Genomic DNA, 17,405 nt, shown 5'->3' on the forward strand with positions numbered 1-17,405 from the left:
TTGAACGACACACACCCGTGTAGGAGCGAGCCTGCTCGCGATGAGGCCGGATCAGTCAACCAAAAACCTCACTGCCCCACCGCAACATTTGTAGGCGCCTGCGAAGGCGTCACAATGCTGTTCAGATCAATATACTTCCACTCAGGCTTCGCCCCCAGCCGCGCATTGAACCGATAGTTGAACGTAAAGTCGTCCGCCGTCGGCACACTCAACGGCTTGCCATAAACCGCCTCGATCCCCGCCAGGTCATAGCCCATCAACTGCAACAATGTCGGGAAGATGTTGTAGTGACTCGACCGATCCTTGTTCGCGGCCAGCGCTTTCTGCCAATCCAGCGTGCGCAACTGATCCCCTTGAATCACCACCAGCGGCACCAAGCCCTCCTCCGCCACCGGATCACCGCCGCAGTGCAAATTCAACCCGGGATTGCCCCGTTCATGCAGGTCCTGCCCATGGTCCGAGGTGTAGATCAGCAGCGCATTGCTCATGTCTGCCTTGGCAAACACCCGTGAGAAAAACTCTCCGACGTTCCACAGCAAGGTGTTCTTGTAGGCGTTGCGGTAGAGCACCCAATCATCCGGCTGACCGTTGAAACCATCGCGCTTGCCGGTGTCCGCAACCTCGACAAACTGGCCCCGAGGCAAGGTCGGGCGATAGGCCATGAACGCATCCGGGTACTTGTCATGCACCGGAAAATGCGCGCCCACCTTGTTGATCACCACCAGCTCGGGCTTGCCGTCGTTGAGCAGGTCGATCAGTTTCGCCGCGGCCGCCATGTCGCGATCACGCACGCTGGCCTGGTCGAATTGCACAAACTCGTCGATGTCCTTTTTCTCGGCGTCGTTCATCAGGTTCTGCAAGTTGCCCCCGGTGCGCTGGGCATCGATGTAGACGGTGCGCAGGCCGGCCTTCTTCGCGTACTGCCAGATCGACGGCATCGTGCTGTTGATGCGCATGTAGTCGGCGCGGGTGCCGCCGTACCGCAGGGTGATGTTGGTGTCGGCGCTGCAATTGGCAATGGACGCGGCGTAACCGTAATTGAAGATCGCGACGCCCGGGCGCGGTTCCTTGAGGTTGCTGTGCACACCGAACGGGGCGTTGATGTCCAGGTAGTTGCCGGAAATGCTTTCGTCGATGATCAGAACGATGTCGTGCCCCGGCGGCGCGTCGTTGCGCGCCAGGCTCACAGGCTCGCGTGGGCCGACGGTGTTGTGCAGGGCTTCATAGGTGAACAGGTTCAAGTAGGCCAGCGGCGTGTACATGATCGGCAGGCCACGGGCGCCTTCGCCGGCTCGCACGAACAACACCGCACTGAGCAGCAGCACTCCGAGCACCGGCGCCGCCACCAGCAACGCACCGGGCAGCGGCATTCGTCGACGCGGTTTGAGCCCGATACCGAACAACAGCAGCAAGCCGCCGACCACCCCGCTGATGATCGCGTCGCGGTACTGGTACGCCGCCTCCTGAATGAACCCGCCGGAATACACCAGCGACACGAAGCTGCTGTAGGTCAGGTAGTCGGCCGTGACGCGGGTATAGACATCGAAAAACACGGCAGACACAAACATCATCAGAGCTAATAGATGACGGATCAGCGTCTGGCGAATGTACGCGGTCATAAAAAGCGCCACGGTCAGCGCGATGAACATCCCGCCAAACAGCAGCACCGGCAAACCCATTCCCAACGCGCTCAGGCGCTCCAGGTAATAGTCGTAATTTTTGAATAAGTAGAGAACTAAGAGCAGTTCTTTGAGATATCGAATCATAGTATTTCCGATGCTCGCGGCCGTCCGTTGGCCAATAGATTGTCAGCCATTTTTTGACACTAGCACCGGGCCATCAAAGCGCAAGAAATGTCGGGTTTTTACACAAAGCGTCAAAAAAACGTTGACTCAAATCTGACACACCTGACCGGCTACAACCCTTGTGTTTCAAGCCCTACGACCGTTTATCGTTTTCTTCGAATTGTGAAAAACCCGTCAAAACCGCGGCAAATCCAGCAGTGGCAAGCACTTGATGGCAAAACGCCCCAAAAATGGGGCTGTTATAGCTGCGCAACATGTCATTTTGCTGACACGTTTTCCCAACGCTGGGCTATACCCCTTTTGACAGTCTTATTTCAGTTCTTTCAACCGTCTTACGAGGCACGCCAATATGGACGTGAGCGTATTTGGTACGGGCTACGTCGGCCTGATACAAGCAGCGGCACTGGCCGATGTCGGACATCGTGTCTTATGTGTCGACATCGATCCAAACAAGATCAAGCAACTGCAACAGGCCGTGCCGCCGATCAGCGAACCGGGGTTATCCGGCACGCTGGAAGAGAACATCAAGGCCGGCCGTTTGCTGTTCACGACCCAGGCCAGCGATGCGGTCGAACACGCCGAGCTGATTTTCATCGCCGTGGGCACGCCCGCCGATGAAGACGGGTCGGCCGACCTCAGTCACGTACTGAATGTGGCCCGCCAGATCGCCAGTTACATGGAGGCCGATCGCACCCTGATCATCAAGTCCACCGTGCCTGTCGGCACCGCGGACCAGGTGGCCGCCACCGCCCACGAAGAACTGCTTCGTCGCGGCAAGAGCACCCTCAATGTGCGGGTGGTCTCCAACCCCGAGTTTCTCAAGGAAGGCAGCGCCCTCGCCGATTGCATGCGCCCGGACCGGATCATCGTCGGCACCGACGACGAGGAAGCCCGCGGCCAGCTCAGCGAGCTCTATGCGCCATTCTGCCGCAACCATGAAAAGCTCATGTTCATGGACAACCGTAGCGCCGAGCTGACCAAATACGCAGCCAACGCGATGCTCGCCACGCGCATCAGCTTCATGAACGAACTGGCGAACCTCACCGAGCTGCTGGGGGCCGATATCGAAGCGGTTCGCAAAGGCATCGGTTCGGACCCGCGCATCGGTTACCACTTCATCTACCCAGGTTGCGGTTTCGGTGGCTCGTGCTTCCCCAAGGATCTGCGCGCCCTGCTGCATACCGCCGAACACAACGGCATGCCGCTGCGCTTGCTGCGTAGCGTCACCGACGTCAACGACAGCCAACGCCACATTCTTTTCAGCAAACTGAAAGCACAATTCCCCGATGGGCTGGCCGGCAAATCCATCGCGATCTGGGGCCTGGCGTTCAAGCCCAACACCGATGACATGCGCGAAGCCCCCAGCCGTTACCTGATGGATGCGTTATGGGCTGAAGGCGCGAGCGTGCAGGCCTATGACCCGGAAGCCATGTCCGAATGCCGACGCATCTACGGCTACCGCAATGACCTGCACCTGTGCGCCACCCGCGACGACACGCTGGAGGACGCCGACGCCTTGGTGATCTGCACCGAGTGGAAAAACTTCCGCGTGGTCGACTTTGAATTGCTGGCAAGCAAACTGCGTTCGCGGGTGATCGTCGACGGTCGCAACCTCTACAACCCGGAACAGGTGGCGGCCGCCGGTTTGCACTACAGCGGCATCGGCCTGCGGCACATCGTTCCCGAGGCGCCGCGGCCATGAAGATTCTCGTCACCGGAGCGGCCGGTTTCATCGGTGCCCATTGCGTGTTGCGGTTGATCCGTGACGGGCACCAGGTGTTCGGCCTCGACAATTTCAATGATTACTACGACCCGCAACTCAAACACGACCGCGTGAATTGGGTGCAGGAGCAGGTTGGCGCTTTCCAGCTCGCGACGGTTGACCTGGCCGACGGTCCTGCCATTGAGGCCCTGTTTGTCCGTGAAAAGCCCGAGGTGGTGATTCATCTCGCGGCCCAGGCCGGGGTGCGTTACTCCCTGGAGAACCCACGGGCTTACCTCGACAGCAATTTGAGCGGGTTCCTCAACATTCTCGAAAGCTGCCGCAACCACCCGGTCAAGCACCTGGTCTACGCCTCGTCCAGTTCGGTGTATGGCGCGAACCAGCACACGCCTTACTCGGTGAAGGACGGCGTCAACCATCCGCTGTCGCTGTACGCCGCGACCAAGAAAGCCAACGAGCTGATGGCCCACAGCTACAGCCACCTGTTCGGCATTCCCTGCACCGGCCTGCGTTTTTTCACCGTGTACGGGCCCTGGGGTCGGCCGGACATGTCGCCGATCCAGTTCGCCCGGGCGATTGCCGAAGGGCAGCCACTGAAGTTGTTCAACTACGGCGAACACCAGCGCGATTTCACCTACATCGACGACATCATCGAGAGCATCGCACGCCTGATCGACCGTCCACCGCAAGCCAACGCCGAATGGGACCGTGAACAACCGGACCCGGCCAGCAGCATGGCGCCGTGGAGGATCTTCAACATCGGCGGCCAGCACCCGGTGGAACTCAAGGATTACCTGGCGCTGCTGGAAAAACACCTTGGACAAAAAGCCCTCGTCGAGTTGCTGCCACTGCAGCCGGGCGACGTGCTCAACACCTGCGCCGATGCCAGCGACCTGGCTCGGGCAACCGGATTTCAGCCTTGTATCGAGCTGGATGAAGGACTCGGGCGCTTCATCGCCTGGTTCCGCGATTACTACCCACTGCCTATCGCCCACGCGCCGCTAGCGGCTGAACTTCAGCGGAGGATTCTATGACTGGACATGAAAAAACGGTGCCGATGCAACAGATGCGCCGAGACAAGCGCCTGGACCCGGAGCACCGAATGCGCCTCGACACCGCGATCCATATGCAGGGTCGTGGCTGGATGACCGGCCGTGACGGCGGTCGTCCCTGGACGCTGTCGCGCACCAACCGCGTGGTCGCCTGCCTCGGTGCGTTGGTGATTCTGCTGCTGATCTCGCCCATCTTGTTGGGCCTGGCACTGGCGATCAAATTCAGCAGCCCGGGACCGGTGATGTTCGTGCAGAAACGCACGGGCTACCGCGGTCGCAAATTCGGCATGTACAAGTTCCGCACCATGGTGGCCAACGCCGAGGAGCTTAAAGAGTCCCTGCGTCACCTGAACAAGCACGGAGCCGACGCGATCGATTTCAAGATCGACAAGGACCCGCGCATCACCGGCATCGGTGGTTTCCTGCGGCGCAGCAGCCTGGATGAGCTGCCGAACCTGATCAATGTGGTGATGGGCGACATGCGCCTGGTGGGCCCGCGGCCAACCTCGTTCAACGCCTACCGCTACAAGGACAATCACCTTGCACGCCTGAGCATCTACCCCGGCATGACCGGCCTGTGGCAGATCTCCGGGCGCAGCAACATCGACTTCGACCAGCGCGTTGAGTTGGACCTCAGCTATATCGCCGAGCAGAGCCTGTTGCTTGATCTGAAGATCCTGTTGAAAACCCCCTTCAAAGTATTCAGCGGCCACGGAGCGAGTTAAATGGACGGTTCATCAGCCAAAAGCCTAAGCATTGCCAACCCGAGCGAGTCCAACCTGACCTCGACCGTGCTCGATCAAGATCTGCGGATCCTATTTCTGACCGCCGCCAACCCCGGCGCCGGCACCACCACCAGTGCCCTGGCGCTGGCCAGTCAGCTGGCGAAAATGAGCAGCGGCGAAGTGTTGCTGGTCGATGCCAGTCAGTCATCGACCAACCTCACGCAACAGATGGGGCTGACCAAGGAGCGCGGTTTTCGCGACCTGCTGTTCAACACCCAGAGCCCGCCCCTGCTGCAGGACTGCGTGGTGAACGTCTCCAGCCTGCCCTTCCACATCCTGCCCAACGGCCGGTATGTGCGTGGTACCGAGCACCTGACCCCAGAACGCCTGGGCCCGTTGCTCGATCAGCTCGGCAGTCAGTATCGCTTTGTGGTGATCGACGGCGACGCGGTGTATTCCGCCGCCGACACCATGATCATCAGTACCCAGGTGGACGGCGTGATCATGGTCGTGCGCTCCGAAGACACGCGCTGGGAAGTAGCCCAGGCGGCGGTTCAGCGCTTGACCCAGGCCGGCGCGAAACTGGTCGGCAGCGTCTTCAACCGGCGCAAGTACTACATGCCGAAATGGCTCTACAAAAACCTGTGAGCAATCAGAAAAGGATGACGACATGAACGCCAAAATGCTTGTCCTGCTGTTGCTGCCGCTTGCAGGTTGCTCCAGCACTTCCGAAACCCAGAACATGCCGGTGAATATCCTCACGGCCTCACCGGCCAACGCCCAGGCCACTGACATGCCCAAGGTCGAACAGACCTTGCGGCCACAGGATGTGCTGGACGTGATCTTTCACATCAGCACCAGCGGCTCGGACGCCTACCGCATCCAGTCCGGCGACCAGATCGGCCTGAACTTCACCGCTGCCAGCCAGCTCAACGGCAATCAACTGGTGCTGCCCGATGGCACCATTGAACTGCCGGGCGCCAACACCTCGGTGAAAATCGCCGGGCTGACGTCCGAACAGGCGCGTGAGGAAATCCAGCGCGCCTACCAGCGCAAACAGCTGTTCCAGCCGAACCGCAACCAGTTGTCCGTGCAGGTCATTAGCCCGCTGAGCAACGAGTCGAACCTCAAAAGTGCCCTGAACCACCCCGCTACCGGCATGAGCCGGGAGATCACCGTGGGCACCGACGGCTACGCCAGCTTCCCGGAAATCGGCGCCGTGCCGCTGCAAGGCATGACCGTCAATCAACTGGAAACCTTCCTCAACCAACGCTACGCGAAGCTGCCGGGGCGGATGACCGTCGACGTGCTGCTGAAGTCCACCGCGGGTAACGAAATCTATGTGCTGGGCGAAGTTGGCCAACCGGGGTCCTACCCGATTCGCCGGCCAGTCTCGGTGCTTGAAGCGCTGACCCTGGCCCGTGGCAGCAACACCAAGGCGCGGCTCGACTCGGTGATGATCATGCGCCGCAATGGCAACCAGGTGCAGGCCGTGCGCTACGACGTCGAAAAGGCTTTGGCCGGCGATGCGTCGCAGATTGCGTACCTGCAACCGGACGACATGCTCTATGTGCCGAAGACCAAACTGGCGAGCGCCGGTGAGCTCGCGCGGCAACTGGCAGACGTGGTGTTGTTCCAGGGCGTGGGCTTCAGCTTCGGCTACCGCGTCGACAACAAAGACAGTGACAGCAACTAACTCTCAGGTGACCGACCATGAATCCAAAGGAAAACTACCTGCACGAGTTCTTCAGGATCTTTTTCGCCAACAAGCAGTTGGTGAAACGAGTCTTCCTGGTCTTTGCAGTGATCGCGCTGGTCCTGCCGCTGATGCTCAAACAGAGCTTCGATATCACCGCCCAGGTGATCGTGCAGTCCAAAAAACTCTCACAGGGAGACGCCACAACCTCCCTCAACCAAGAGAACGCCTCGTTCATTCCACCGTCCCTGGCGGACATGGAAACCGAGAGCAATATCCTGCGCTCGCCGGCGTTGATCCGGCAGACCATCAGCGAGTTGCGCGACAAGGGTGAGTACACGCCTACCCCTGGCGTTTTCAACAAACTGGTGACCCAGCCGTTCAAGCAGTACGTGACCACGCCGCTGCGTGAATACGTGATCAACCCGATGAAAGCCACCCTGGGCCTGGAAACCGACCCGGTACGCGACACGGCGCTGGATGCCCTGACCCAACAGGCGATCGACAGTCTGAAAATCGAGACCCTGCCAGGCTCCAACGTGATCTCCATCATCTACAGCTTCGACAATCCAACCCAAGGCACCAATTTCGTTGCAGCCTTGCTGCAGAACTACCTGACGAGCCGTCAGGCACTGCAATCGATCGATTTGCCGCAGTCGTTCTACGAAACCAAGAAGAAGCAATACCAGGTGCGTCTCGATGGCCTGGAAGGCACTCGGCTGGGCTTGCTTGAAGCGGTCGGCTCGTCCGATCCGAAGGAAGAAATCACCTTCCGCCTCAATGCCATCAACACCGAGGAGCAGGCGCTCAACCTGTACCGCGATCGCCTGCTGCAAAGCCAACGCTGGCTCGACTACCTGAAAACCAGCCTGGCCGCAGCGAGCAACTCGAAACTCAACGACTACACCTTCCCCTACACCTTCACCACCACCGTGGACAATGTGGCGTTCGAGGATCGTGAGATCAAACAGATGGGTGAGGCCCTGACCACACAGGTCAGCCGCTACATGAACGACCTGGCGATCTTCCAGCCAAGCAGCGAACCGATGTTGCTGACCCGCGAGCAAATCGCCCGCACCCGTCAGCAGTTTCTGAAAGTGGTCAGCAACCGGATTCAGGAACGCAACACTGATCTGGCGATTGTCAGCTCGGTGATCGACCAGAAAACCAAGCGCATTGCCGAGTTCAAGGAGCGCATCCACCAGTTGCAGGAAACCCAGAGCAAGCTGCGGCAGATGGACACCGAGATCAACGCGTTGCACGCGGCGTTCTCGACCTATGCCCAACGCTTCGCCGAAAGCAGCAGCGCACGTTCGCTGGACAACGACCTGTCCAACGCACGGGTGCTCAGCCCGCCGTATGAGCCCACCGAAGCGGCGTTCCCGAAACCGATGCTGATCATTCCGTTCGGCTTGTTCACCGGTCTCTTGCTGGCGATTGCCCTGGTCTACGTGCGTGAGTTCTTCGATCACCGTTTCAAACACCCAGCGCAAATCACCCACGAACTGGGCTTGCCGGTGCTGTTGGTGATCAACGATCAGAACGTGGAACCCACCAATCCGCACAGCAACTGGTCCTTACCGCGCCTCGTGCATTGGGTGCGCAATTGAACGCGCCGCTCATCCCTTCCCTGCCGATCATTCATTTGCTCAGCAGCGGCGGCTTCTACGGGGCTGAGCGGATGCTGCTGGACCATTGCCTGGCGACGCCGGGGCAGCACCAAGTGCTGTTTCTCGATGCGCCGCCAGACTTGATCGCGCGGTTTCGTCAGGCGGGGGTCGACTGCCGGGGTTGCGCGGGGTTGGGGGAATTACTGGCGCATTTGCGCCAGCGCAGGGCGGAACGGCCGTTGATCAATACGCACAACTTCAAGGGCCTGTTGTTTGGCTGGGTGGGCGCAACGTTATTGCGCCTGCCGCTGGTGATTACCCAGCACGGTTTCACACCGCGCAGCCGCAAGCAGAAGTTCTACACCTGGCTGAGCCTGCAACTGTGCCGCACCGCGTCGGTGAATCGCGTGGTCTGCGTTGCCGAAAGCATCGCCGTGCTGTGCCGTCAGGCCAGCGTCCGGGCGGAAAAGCTGCAGGTGATTCCCAATGGTCTGCCGGCGACTGACGGACTGTTGCCGCGTCACGCGAAACGCCAGCGTTGGCTGGCCGGTTACGTCGGGCGGCTGAGCAGTGAAAAGGGCCCGGACTTTTTTCTCGATGCGCTGATTCCACTCTGCCGGCAACACCCGCAACTGGACGCCGTGATGCTCGGCGACGGCCCGGAACGGGAGACGCTGCTGGCGCGTATCAACGAAGCGGGTTTACAGGACCGCATCACCCTGCCGGGTTACCAGACCGACATGAGTGTGTGGTGGCGACAACTCGATGCGCTGGTGATCAGCTCGCGCACCGAAGGCACGCCGATGATTCTGCTCGAAGCGATGCAAGCCGGTGTGCCGGTGGTGGCGTTCGGCGTCGGCGGGATCCCCGATGTGCTGCAAGACCGGCACAACGGCCTGCTGGCGACACCCGCCGACAGCGCCGCCCTCGCCCGCCAGATCGGCTCGTTGCTGACTGAACCGGCCATGGCCCGCGACCTGATCGACAACGCAAAACGTACGCAATTGGACCGTTACGACCTCAAGGCCCTGGCCGAACGCTGGTCGCAACTTTATCTCCGTACTGCACGGGAGGCACGCGCGTGATCTTTCCGCTCTCGATCGTCAGTTTGTTTGGCCTGGTCTGCCTCGCTTTGCTGGCCAGCCCTTATCCGTATCTGGCGCCGGGAGCGGTGCTGGGCCTGGTCGGTGTCGCGCTCCTTTACCGAAAACCCACCTGGGGTTTGCTCGGGATCGCGGCGCTGGTGCCGTTCGAAGGTTTCTTCAAAGACAGTTCGCTGTCGGGCACCAAGTTCCTCGGCGCGTCACTGGCCGTGATCCTGATGCTGCAACTGGCCATCCACCAGATACCCTCCGAACGCCTGCGCAGCAACATCTGGCGCTACCTGATCTGGTTCATGGTCTTGTACCTGCTGAGCGTGATCAACACCGACAACATGGGCATGTCCATGGGGCACCTGCGAGAACTGAGTGTCGGCCTGGTGCTGTTTGTGATCACCCTGCTGATCGGCCGCGAGCTGAACATGGACCTGTTCGCCAAGATGGTCACCCTCAGTGTCACGGCGACCTGCGTGTTGGCGATGTTCTCCAGCAAATACCAAGACCAGGGGCGCGCCGCCGGCCTGCTGGAAGACCCGAACGCCTTTGCCATGCTGATCGCCTTCGCCGTGCCGCTTGCCTTGCTGCTGGTGGTGCGCAGCCCGCACTTTCTGCATCGAATTTTCTGGGTCGCTTGCTGCATTTTGCTGCTGGGCGGCATGACCAAGACTGAATCCCGTTCGGGGCTGGTGGTGCTGTTCCTCAGCCTGATGATCGGCGTCTGGCATTACCGCGCCGAGCTTAAACGCATCCGTCCTCGGCACCTGGGGTTTGCCATGCTGGGCCTGGTGATCGTGATTCCGCTGGCCATTTATGCGATGCCCAAGGGTTACATCGAGCGCATTCAGTCCTTGAGCATCTTGAGCGCCGGCGCCAAGAGCCAGGACCAATCCCTCGGCCGTCGCGCCTCGTACATTGTGGTCGGCAGCGAGATGATCCGCGAGAACCCGTTGCTGGGCACCGGCCCCGGGACGTTCCCGCTGCACTACGCCACCACCGGTTATGCCAAGGCGTTTTCGGCCAACCGCAAAATCGGCGACCTCTACCGTCGCGCCCACAACACCTACCTGGAAATCTTCAGTGAGCTGGGGATTCCCGCCGGCCTGTTGTTCGTCGGCATGCTCGGCCTCGGTTTGTACAACCTGGTCCGCGCCCGTCGTGCATGGATGCAGCGACGCAACCGCGAACAGGCAGATTTGCTGACGCACCTGAGCATGAGTTTCCTGTCGTTGACGCTGTTTTTGATGTTCCTCAGCGCACCCAATCAGAAGTACGTGTGGATCATGCTCGCCCTGACTAGCGTGCTGCGTTTGAAAGCCGAAGAAAGCCCACTCGCGGAGGCCAAGGCATGAGCCGCATCAGTATCGTTATTCCGATGTACAACGAATCTCGCCACATCGCTCGGACCTTGCTGGCTGCGCAACGCGCTGCCATCGCCGCCGGTCTGGAATGCGAGCTGATCGTGGTCGATAACGGTTCCGACGATCAGGGCCCGCAGATAGCCCGGCAATTCGGCGCTCAGGTGCTGGTGCTGCCGGGCGTGCTCATCGGCGCCTTGCGCAATCGCGGTGCGGCCATCGCCACCGGCGATTGGCTGGCTTTCATCGATGCCGACGTCGAGATGCCCGAGGACTGGCTCACTCTGTTGTTGAAAATCGAGCCCGCGGTTCAGGTCGACGTCCTCGGGCTGGACTTGCACACCCCGGCCGAAGCCCCCTGGTATGCCAATGCCTGGCAACGTCGCACCTTGCGTCCGAACAACGAGACGGTGCAGACGGTGCGCTGGCTGCCCAGTTCCAACCTGTTGATGCGCCGCCCCTGGTTCGACAAGGTCGGCGGCTTCAACGAAACCCTGCGCACCGGCGAAGACAAGGATTTCACCATGCGCCTTTCCCACGCGGGCGCGCGCCTGCTGTCGGTCAATCAGACCGTCGCCCTGCATTGGGGTTATGAGGGCAGCTGGCGTGAATGGATGGGCAAGGAATTCTGGCGTCAGGGCAGCCATCTGCAGTTACTGCGCCGCCATGGGCTGAGCATGCGTCTGCTGCGCTTCCCGCTGGTGTCGCTCGCCGCCTGGATGTTGGATTTCCTGGCAATCTCCGCCCTGCTCGATGGCTTCCCCCACCATGCGGCGCTCATGGTGTTCCTGACCAGCCTACCGGCGCTGGCCTTGAGCATGCGCCAGACCTTCAAACACCGTGATCTGCTATTGACCCTGCAACTCTGGGGCCTGCATTGGTTGCGTCTGCACCTGGCCGGTGCCGCGTTTGTTCTCAGTTTTTGTCATTGGAAAGCCAGGAGGCCTGCCCGTGGCTGAATTCATTTTCTGGTTGTGCCTGTTGCTGCCGGTTTACGCCTATCTCGGTTACCCCTTGCTGTTGACGCTGCTGGCGCCATTGTTTGCGGCGCGGCGTAACGCAATCGCGGAACCGATGAACATCAGCATCGTGATTGCCGCGCACAACGAAGCGCGGCACATCGAACACAAGTTGCGCACGTTGCTCGCTCAGGATTATGAGCCGGCCTCGCTGCAGATCATTCTGGCCAGCGACGGTTCGACCGATGACACCGTGGCCTGTGCACGCAAGGTCATCGACCCGCGCATCACCATCCTCGACCTGCCTCGCCAGGGCAAGGCCGCGACCCTGAATGCCGGAGTGGCATTGAGCACCGGGGATATTCTGGTGTTCACCGATGCCGACAACCAATGGTCCCGCGACACCCTCGGTCACCTGCTGGCGCCGCTGTGCGATCCCCAGGTTGGCGCGTGCGCCGGGCACATGGTAATCCCGGTCACCGGCGGTGGCCTGAGTATCGGCGACAGTCTCTATCGGCATTACGAAGGCTGGCTGCGCAAGGTGGAAAACCGCACCGGCTGCATGGTCTCCGCCGACGGCGCCCTGCTTGCCCTGCGCCGCGAGTTGTTCCAGGAGGTGCCGGCCGAGGTCAACGATGACTTCTTCATCAGCACCTGCGCGCCGGTGGCGTTCAAGCGCATTGTCTATGTGCCCGAAGCGCAAGTAATCGACCAAGGCGTCGATGAAGCAGACAAACAATTCCGCCGCCGTCAGCGGGTTACCGTCGGGGGCTTGCAAAGCCTGGCCCAACGTAGCGAGCTGCTCAATCCGCTGAAACATGGCCTGTATTCGATTGCCTTGATCAGCCACAAGTTGATCCGCCGTCTGGCGCCGATCCTGTTGCTGCCGCTGTTGCTGAGCAATTTCTGGCTGTGGGAAGAACACGGTTTCTATCGCCTGAGCCTGGTCGCGCAACTGCTCGGTTACGCCGTGGCCATCGCCGGTCTGCTGGATTCGCAACACCGTCTGCCCAAACCTTTCCGCCTCGCCGCGTTCCTGCTAGTGACCCTGGCCGGGATGAGTATCGGTCTGTGGCAGTTCCTGCGGGGGCAGCGGTACGCCCAGTGGAACCCTGAGCAAAACCGTTGAAAGGACTGAGCCATGGCGATCAAACAACTATTAAAACGTACCAGTGGCTGGCTTTATCTCAACTCGCCGGTGGGCCGCAATCAACTGCAAGGCGCCGGTGTGATCCTGATGCTGCACCGGGTGCTGGCCAGCGACCACGCCGCCGAACTGCCCCATCGCAATGAGCTGTGCGTCGGGCCAAAAGCCTTCGAACACTTGCTGGTGTGGCTGAAAAAACACTTCGATTGCGTGTCGTTGATGGACATCTTGCAACCCGGCACGGTGAGATCGGATCGCCCGAAAATCACCCTGACCTTCGACGATGGTTGGCGCGACAACGCCCTGAACGCCTTCCCGTTGCTGCAAAAATACCAGGTGCCTGCGAGCATTTTTCTCTCCACCGATTTCATCGGCAGCCGCCAGCGGTTCTGGTGGGAGAGCATCGGCGAAACCCTCTGGGGCAGCCACGGTGAACGGGCGCGGATGCAATTGATCGATTGCCTGCGACAAGTCGGTCGGCCGTTGCCGGTGGCCTTCGATGAACTGGAAGTGGAGCGTCGCAGCCTGGCCTTGCTGCATTTTCTGCACAGCCTGAAAACCCTCAGCCCTGCTGACTTGAATCACCTGACCGACGAGTGCCCGGACGAGTCATTGCCCCAGGCGCTGGACTGGCAGCAGGTGCGCATGCTGGAAGGCTCGGGGCTGGTGCGGTTCGGTCCCCACGGCGCCAGCCATGCGATTCTCACCGGCCTCGATGATCAGCGTTTGCATGAAGAACTCAGCCGCAGCCGCGACGCCTTGCACAATGGCTGCAACCGTCCGCTGCCGGTCTACTGCTACCCCAACGGCGACAACGATGCGCGGGTACGCGAACACGTTGCCGATCACGATTACCCGTTCGCCCTGGGCACCGGCACCGGGATTTATCGGGGCACCGATGACCCCTTGAACCTGCCCCGTTTCGGCGTCAGCCAACGGGTGGCGCGCAATCCGCAGCTGCTGTCCTGGCGCCTGTTCCGCGGGGCCCGCACATGAGCCGCAGCCATTACCTCAAGCATCTGGCCCTGAGCATGGGCACCAAACTGGCGATGATCGGTTTGCGGCTGATGCGCAACGTGTTGCTCGCAAGGATCCTCGGGCCGAGCGAACGGGGTTTGTTTGCCCTGCTCAGCACCTTGCCCGACCTGATCAGCGCCGCCACCAGCGGCGGGCTGAATTCGGCGGTGGGTTTTCAGGCGGCCAAGCAACGCCCCATGGGGTTGCTGCTGAGTCAGGTGCTGGTGTTCGGTTGCTTGCTGGCGGGTCTTTTGACTTTGCTGGTGGTCGCCCTGGTGCGTGAGTTCGGCAGTGAACTCGACATCACCACGCAACTGGGCCTGCTCGCCTGGCTGTTGTTGCTGGCGGTGCCGCTGACCGTACTCAAGAGCGGACTGCTGACCCTGCACAACGCCTCCGGCGGCGTGGTGGCCTTCAACGCGTTGCGCCTGGTGGAATCCCTGGCGCCGCTGCTGCTGTTTCTCGCCTTGTTCTGGATGTGGAAAGACGCCGCGCTGGAAGCAGCGCTGATCAGTTGGCTGGCAGGCATCAGCCTGGTGGTACTGGCGGGCTGGTTCTGGCTCAAACGCGCTCAGCCCCTGAAATTGCAATGGGACCGCGCCAGCCAGAACGAGCTGCTGCGCTACAGCGCTCGCAGCCATCCCGACCTGCTGTTCCAACAAGTGATCCTGCGCTCCGATTACCTGTTCATCGGCGCCCTGCTCGGCAGCACCGCGCTCGGTCATTACGCCATGGCCAGCGCCGCCGCCGAGTTGCTGCTGATTGTCCCGGAAGCCGTGACCACGCCATTGATGAAACGCCTGCTGCAACAGGAAGAAGGCATCGACAAAGTGACGCCGCTGGCCCTGCGCCTGACCGCCACGGTGATGCTCGGCGCCTGCGTGACCATGGCAGTGATCGGCGAATGGCTCATCGTGACGCTATTCGGCGCGGCCTATCAGCCGGCGTATCCGGCCTTGCTGGCACTGCTGCCGGGCCTGTTGGGCCTGTGCTACGCGAGCATCCTGCGCCTGGACTTGCTGGGCAAAAACCGTCCCGGCACGATTTCGCTGTTGATGGGGCTGGGCGCCTTGCTGAACCTGGCGCTGAACCTGGTGTTGATTCCGGCCTACGGGATCGTCGGCGCGGCGGCGGCCTCGTCCATCGCCTACCTCGCGGTCACCCTCGCGCTGCTGGTGATGTACTGCCGGTTGAGCGGCGTGCCGGTCTGGCAAACCCTGATCATCCTGCCCAGCGATGTAACGCCGATGCTGCACATGCTGCAACGGAAGTCGGCATGAAACGCCTGGTCCTGCTGTTTAGCCTTGGCCTCGCGCTGAGCGCCCAGGCGGCGCCCATGCGTTGGGCCGATATTCGCGACGGCAGCCTGTACCTGCAACCGGATCGTCCCGACACGCTGACCATTCGCTGGGCGCCGGCGTGGCAGGCGGATGCCAACGAAGAACGCCTGTACCTGCTCGACGGCCAGGGCAAACTCCAGGGCGAGCGCCTGATCGCCGCCAGCGAATCGCGCGGCAGTCAGAGCTGGCCGTTGACCCCGAGTGCCTCCAGCTATCAACTGGAAATTCCGGGCTACAGCTTCCGTCGCTACCGGGTTGAACACGACGAACACACGGTGGCGTTGTTCGCCCCGGCCAAGGTGCATTTCAGCGCCGAAACCCACAACGGCGATGAGCTGTACTTCAAGGTAGCGCCGGGTGAGCGCGCAGTGCTGGCTGGCAAGTTCCACGGCGGTGTCAGCGCCTTGCAAGCGCAGCGCGTGGGCGACGGCAAACAAGTGGCGCTGGCGCTGAAACCGTATCGGGGTTATTGGCAGTTCGACAAGGTCGAGTTGCCCGTCGCAAGAGAAGCACAGGTCTGGCGCCTGCGCCTGCAAGGCAGCGGCAAGGTGGCGTTCTGGCTAGATGGCACCGCCAACCTCTTCGCCCAGAATCCGCAGCAACTCAAGCCCCTGCGCGAGGACGATGGCCAGGTCCGGCTGACATTGCACAATAAAATGCTGGGGCCGACCCCGAACCTGGGCATCGCCCTGCCCTACGTCAAGGTGCCGGAATCGAGTTATGCCGTGCTCGATGCACTCAAGCCACAGGCGGGCACTTACTACAGTTTCGTCGACATCACGGCGAAGAATCCGCACTACGAAGATGAATTCCGTCGGCTGTATCAGGACCGCTTCGGCATCACCCAGGACATCACGCTGTTGGCCGGAAGCCAGCGCCAGGCTGACTTGCGCGCCGACACCCTGAGCAACGCCGGGCTCGACGCCTGGCTCGCGTCGACCCGGGCCCTGGGTGGCAAAGGCACGCACTACATCGGTTTTGCCGACGAGCCGAACCTCAATTACCCGGACTACGCCAACTACCAAAGCATCTTCAACAGCATGGCCCGGCAAGTGCGTAGCAATCCCGCCAATGCCAAGGCCGGCGTGCGCATCGCCATGCCCGCCAGTTCGCGACTGGTCAACGGCCCGTTTGCCGACAACGCCGCCGACAAACGCGGCATCGATTGGGCCAAACGCTTGCTGGCCGAATCCGGCGAAAACATCGATGCCCTGGCCTGGCACGAATGGATGATTCGCGACCTGCTGGCAACACGGGTCTACCGTGACAGCGTGCGCCGCGCCGCCGACCTGGTCGGCCTCGACGCCCAGGGCCGGCCGCGCAAAGCCTTGCTGCTGGACCAGACCAACATGTCCAGCGGTTCCAGCCTCAGTCCTTACGATCAGGAAACCCACTTCGCATCGTTGTGGTGGACGTCGGTCGTCATCAACTCGTCCCAGGATGGCTTGCTGGAGATGCTGAGCTGGTTCCAGGCTGCTGACGAACCGAACTACCCCAAAGGCATGTTGCGTGTCCTCGGCGACGATCGCTTCGAGCTCAAGCCCGTGGGCCTGGCTCAGCAGTTCATCCGCCAGCATTGGCTGCACGACGTGATGCTCCTCGATAACGACGCCTTCGAGGTCGACGTGCTGGCCATGGCCGAGGACAAGAAGCGCAACCTTCTGGGCGTCAATAAAGCCACGCGCTTGCAGCGTGTGGCCCTGACTGGAGTCCAGTGCCCGCTGGCCAACGGTTCATTAAGCTACTTCGGTGCCGACAACCGCGCCCGCGACGCACCCTTCAATTGCCAGGACGGTCGCGTCAGCTTCGAGCTGCCAGGACGGACCCTGTTCAATCTCAGCTGGAGCGCCTCATGAATTGCCAAGTATTGAATAGC

At 61.1% G+C, this 17,405-nt stretch carries 14 protein-coding genes; 13 read left to right on the plus strand and 1 reads right to left on the minus strand.

The genetic code is table 11. From position 1 onward, the window contains the following. Nucleotides 1–68: 68 nt before the first annotated feature. The gene (locus HP062_RS08915; protein WP_172791285.1) at nt 69–1,766 is read right to left on the minus strand and encodes a sulfatase-like hydrolase/transferase; all 1,698 of its coding nucleotides are present in this window, start codon (nt 1,764–1,766) and stop codon (nt 69–71) included. A gap of 388 nt (nt 1,767–2,154) precedes the next feature. Between HP062_RS08915 and HP062_RS08920 the strand changes: the two genes are divergently transcribed. The 13 genes from HP062_RS08920 to HP062_RS08980 are packed head-to-tail and all read left to right on the plus strand — an operon-like array spanning nt 2,155 to nt 17,385. Then, on the plus strand, nt 2,155–3,507 hold the full coding sequence (locus HP062_RS08920) for a UDP-glucose/GDP-mannose dehydrogenase family protein (protein ID WP_010455615.1): 1,353 nt from the start codon (nt 2,155–2,157) through the stop codon (nt 3,505–3,507). After that, complete coding sequence (locus HP062_RS08925) at nt 3,504–4,562, plus strand: NAD-dependent epimerase (protein ID WP_010455617.1); 1,059 nt, start codon at nt 3,504–3,506, stop codon at nt 4,560–4,562. The genes HP062_RS08920 and HP062_RS08925 overlap by 4 nt, the downstream gene beginning before the upstream one ends. Then, entirely contained in the window at nt 4,559–5,305 is a 747-nt protein-coding gene (locus tag HP062_RS08930; protein ID WP_077749055.1) for a sugar transferase, read from the plus strand. The genes HP062_RS08925 and HP062_RS08930 overlap by 4 nt, the downstream gene beginning before the upstream one ends. Further along, nucleotides 5,306–5,953, plus strand: coding sequence for a CpsD/CapB family tyrosine-protein kinase (locus HP062_RS08935; protein WP_010455621.1), 648 nt, complete (start codon nt 5,306–5,308; stop codon nt 5,951–5,953). A 22-nt stretch (nt 5,954–5,975) separates the two neighbouring features. Next, on the plus strand, nt 5,976–7,001 hold the full coding sequence (locus tag HP062_RS08940) for a polysaccharide biosynthesis/export family protein (RefSeq protein ID WP_010455623.1): 1,026 nt from the start codon (nt 5,976–5,978) through the stop codon (nt 6,999–7,001). A gap of 17 nt (nt 7,002–7,018) precedes the next feature. Beyond that, entirely contained in the window at nt 7,019–8,611 is a 1,593-nt protein-coding gene (locus tag HP062_RS08945) for a Wzz/FepE/Etk N-terminal domain-containing protein (RefSeq protein ID WP_010455625.1), read from the plus strand. After that, nucleotides 8,608–9,696, plus strand: a complete 1,089-nt coding sequence (locus HP062_RS08950) for a glycosyltransferase family 4 protein (RefSeq protein WP_083376386.1) — start codon at nt 8,608–8,610, stop codon at nt 9,694–9,696. Before HP062_RS08945 ends, HP062_RS08950 begins: the two co-directional genes overlap by 4 nt. Then, entirely contained in the window at nt 9,693–11,060 is a 1,368-nt protein-coding gene (locus HP062_RS08955; protein WP_083376385.1) for an O-antigen ligase, read from the plus strand. The genes HP062_RS08950 and HP062_RS08955 overlap by 4 nt, the downstream gene beginning before the upstream one ends. After that, nucleotides 11,057–12,025 (plus strand): glycosyltransferase family 2 protein, encoded by a 969-nt coding sequence (locus HP062_RS08960; RefSeq protein ID WP_077749053.1) that lies wholly within the window; start codon nt 11,057–11,059, stop codon nt 12,023–12,025. Before HP062_RS08955 ends, HP062_RS08960 begins: the two co-directional genes overlap by 4 nt. Next, entirely contained in the window at nt 12,018–13,154 is a 1,137-nt protein-coding gene (locus HP062_RS08965; protein WP_077749052.1) for a glycosyltransferase, read from the plus strand. The genes HP062_RS08960 and HP062_RS08965 overlap by 8 nt, the downstream gene beginning before the upstream one ends. Before the next feature lie 12 nt (nt 13,155–13,166). Next, on the plus strand, nt 13,167–14,168 hold the full coding sequence (locus HP062_RS08970; protein ID WP_077749051.1) for a polysaccharide deacetylase family protein: 1,002 nt from the start codon (nt 13,167–13,169) through the stop codon (nt 14,166–14,168). Next, on the plus strand, nt 14,165–15,469 hold the full coding sequence (locus HP062_RS08975) for a lipopolysaccharide biosynthesis protein (RefSeq protein ID WP_077749050.1): 1,305 nt from the start codon (nt 14,165–14,167) through the stop codon (nt 15,467–15,469). The genes HP062_RS08970 and HP062_RS08975 overlap by 4 nt, the downstream gene beginning before the upstream one ends. Next, nucleotides 15,466–17,385, plus strand: coding sequence for a hypothetical protein (locus tag HP062_RS08980; protein ID WP_172791286.1), 1,920 nt, complete (start codon nt 15,466–15,468; stop codon nt 17,383–17,385). Before HP062_RS08975 ends, HP062_RS08980 begins: the two co-directional genes overlap by 4 nt. Nucleotides 17,386–17,405 lie beyond the last annotated feature (20 nt).

Origin of the sequence: Pseudomonas sp. B14-6, assembly GCF_013260315.1 — a bacterium.
Lineage (GTDB): Bacteria > Pseudomonadota > Gammaproteobacteria > Pseudomonadales > Pseudomonadaceae > Aquipseudomonas > Aquipseudomonas mandelii.

Bases quoted from the DNA above. Each gene is read 5' to 3' on its own strand.
- HP062_RS08970 (WP_077749051.1), top strand. From the start codon at position 13,167: ATGGCGATCAAACAACTATTAAAACGTACCAGTGGCTGGCTTTATCTC.
- HP062_RS08945 (WP_010455625.1), top strand. From the start codon at position 7,019: ATGAATCCAAAGGAAAACTACCTGCACGAGTTCTTCAGGATCTTTTTC.
- HP062_RS08960 (WP_077749053.1), top strand. From the start codon at position 11,057: ATGAGCCGCATCAGTATCGTTATTCCGATGTACAACGAATCTCGCCAC.
- HP062_RS08975 (WP_077749050.1), top strand. From the start codon at position 14,165: ATGAGCCGCAGCCATTACCTCAAGCATCTGGCCCTGAGCATGGGCACC.
- HP062_RS08980 (WP_172791286.1), top strand. From the start codon at position 15,466: ATGAAACGCCTGGTCCTGCTGTTTAGCCTTGGCCTCGCGCTGAGCGCC.
- HP062_RS08930 (WP_077749055.1), top strand. From the start codon at position 4,559: ATGACTGGACATGAAAAAACGGTGCCGATGCAACAGATGCGCCGAGAC.
- HP062_RS08915 (WP_172791285.1), bottom strand. From the start codon at position 1,766: ATGATTCGATATCTCAAAGAACTGCTCTTAGTTCTCTACTTATTCAAA.
- HP062_RS08925 (WP_010455617.1), top strand. From the start codon at position 3,504: ATGAAGATTCTCGTCACCGGAGCGGCCGGTTTCATCGGTGCCCATTGC.
- HP062_RS08920 (WP_010455615.1), top strand. From the start codon at position 2,155: ATGGACGTGAGCGTATTTGGTACGGGCTACGTCGGCCTGATACAAGCA.
- HP062_RS08935 (WP_010455621.1), top strand. From the start codon at position 5,306: ATGGACGGTTCATCAGCCAAAAGCCTAAGCATTGCCAACCCGAGCGAG.
- HP062_RS08940 (WP_010455623.1), top strand. From the start codon at position 5,976: ATGAACGCCAAAATGCTTGTCCTGCTGTTGCTGCCGCTTGCAGGTTGC.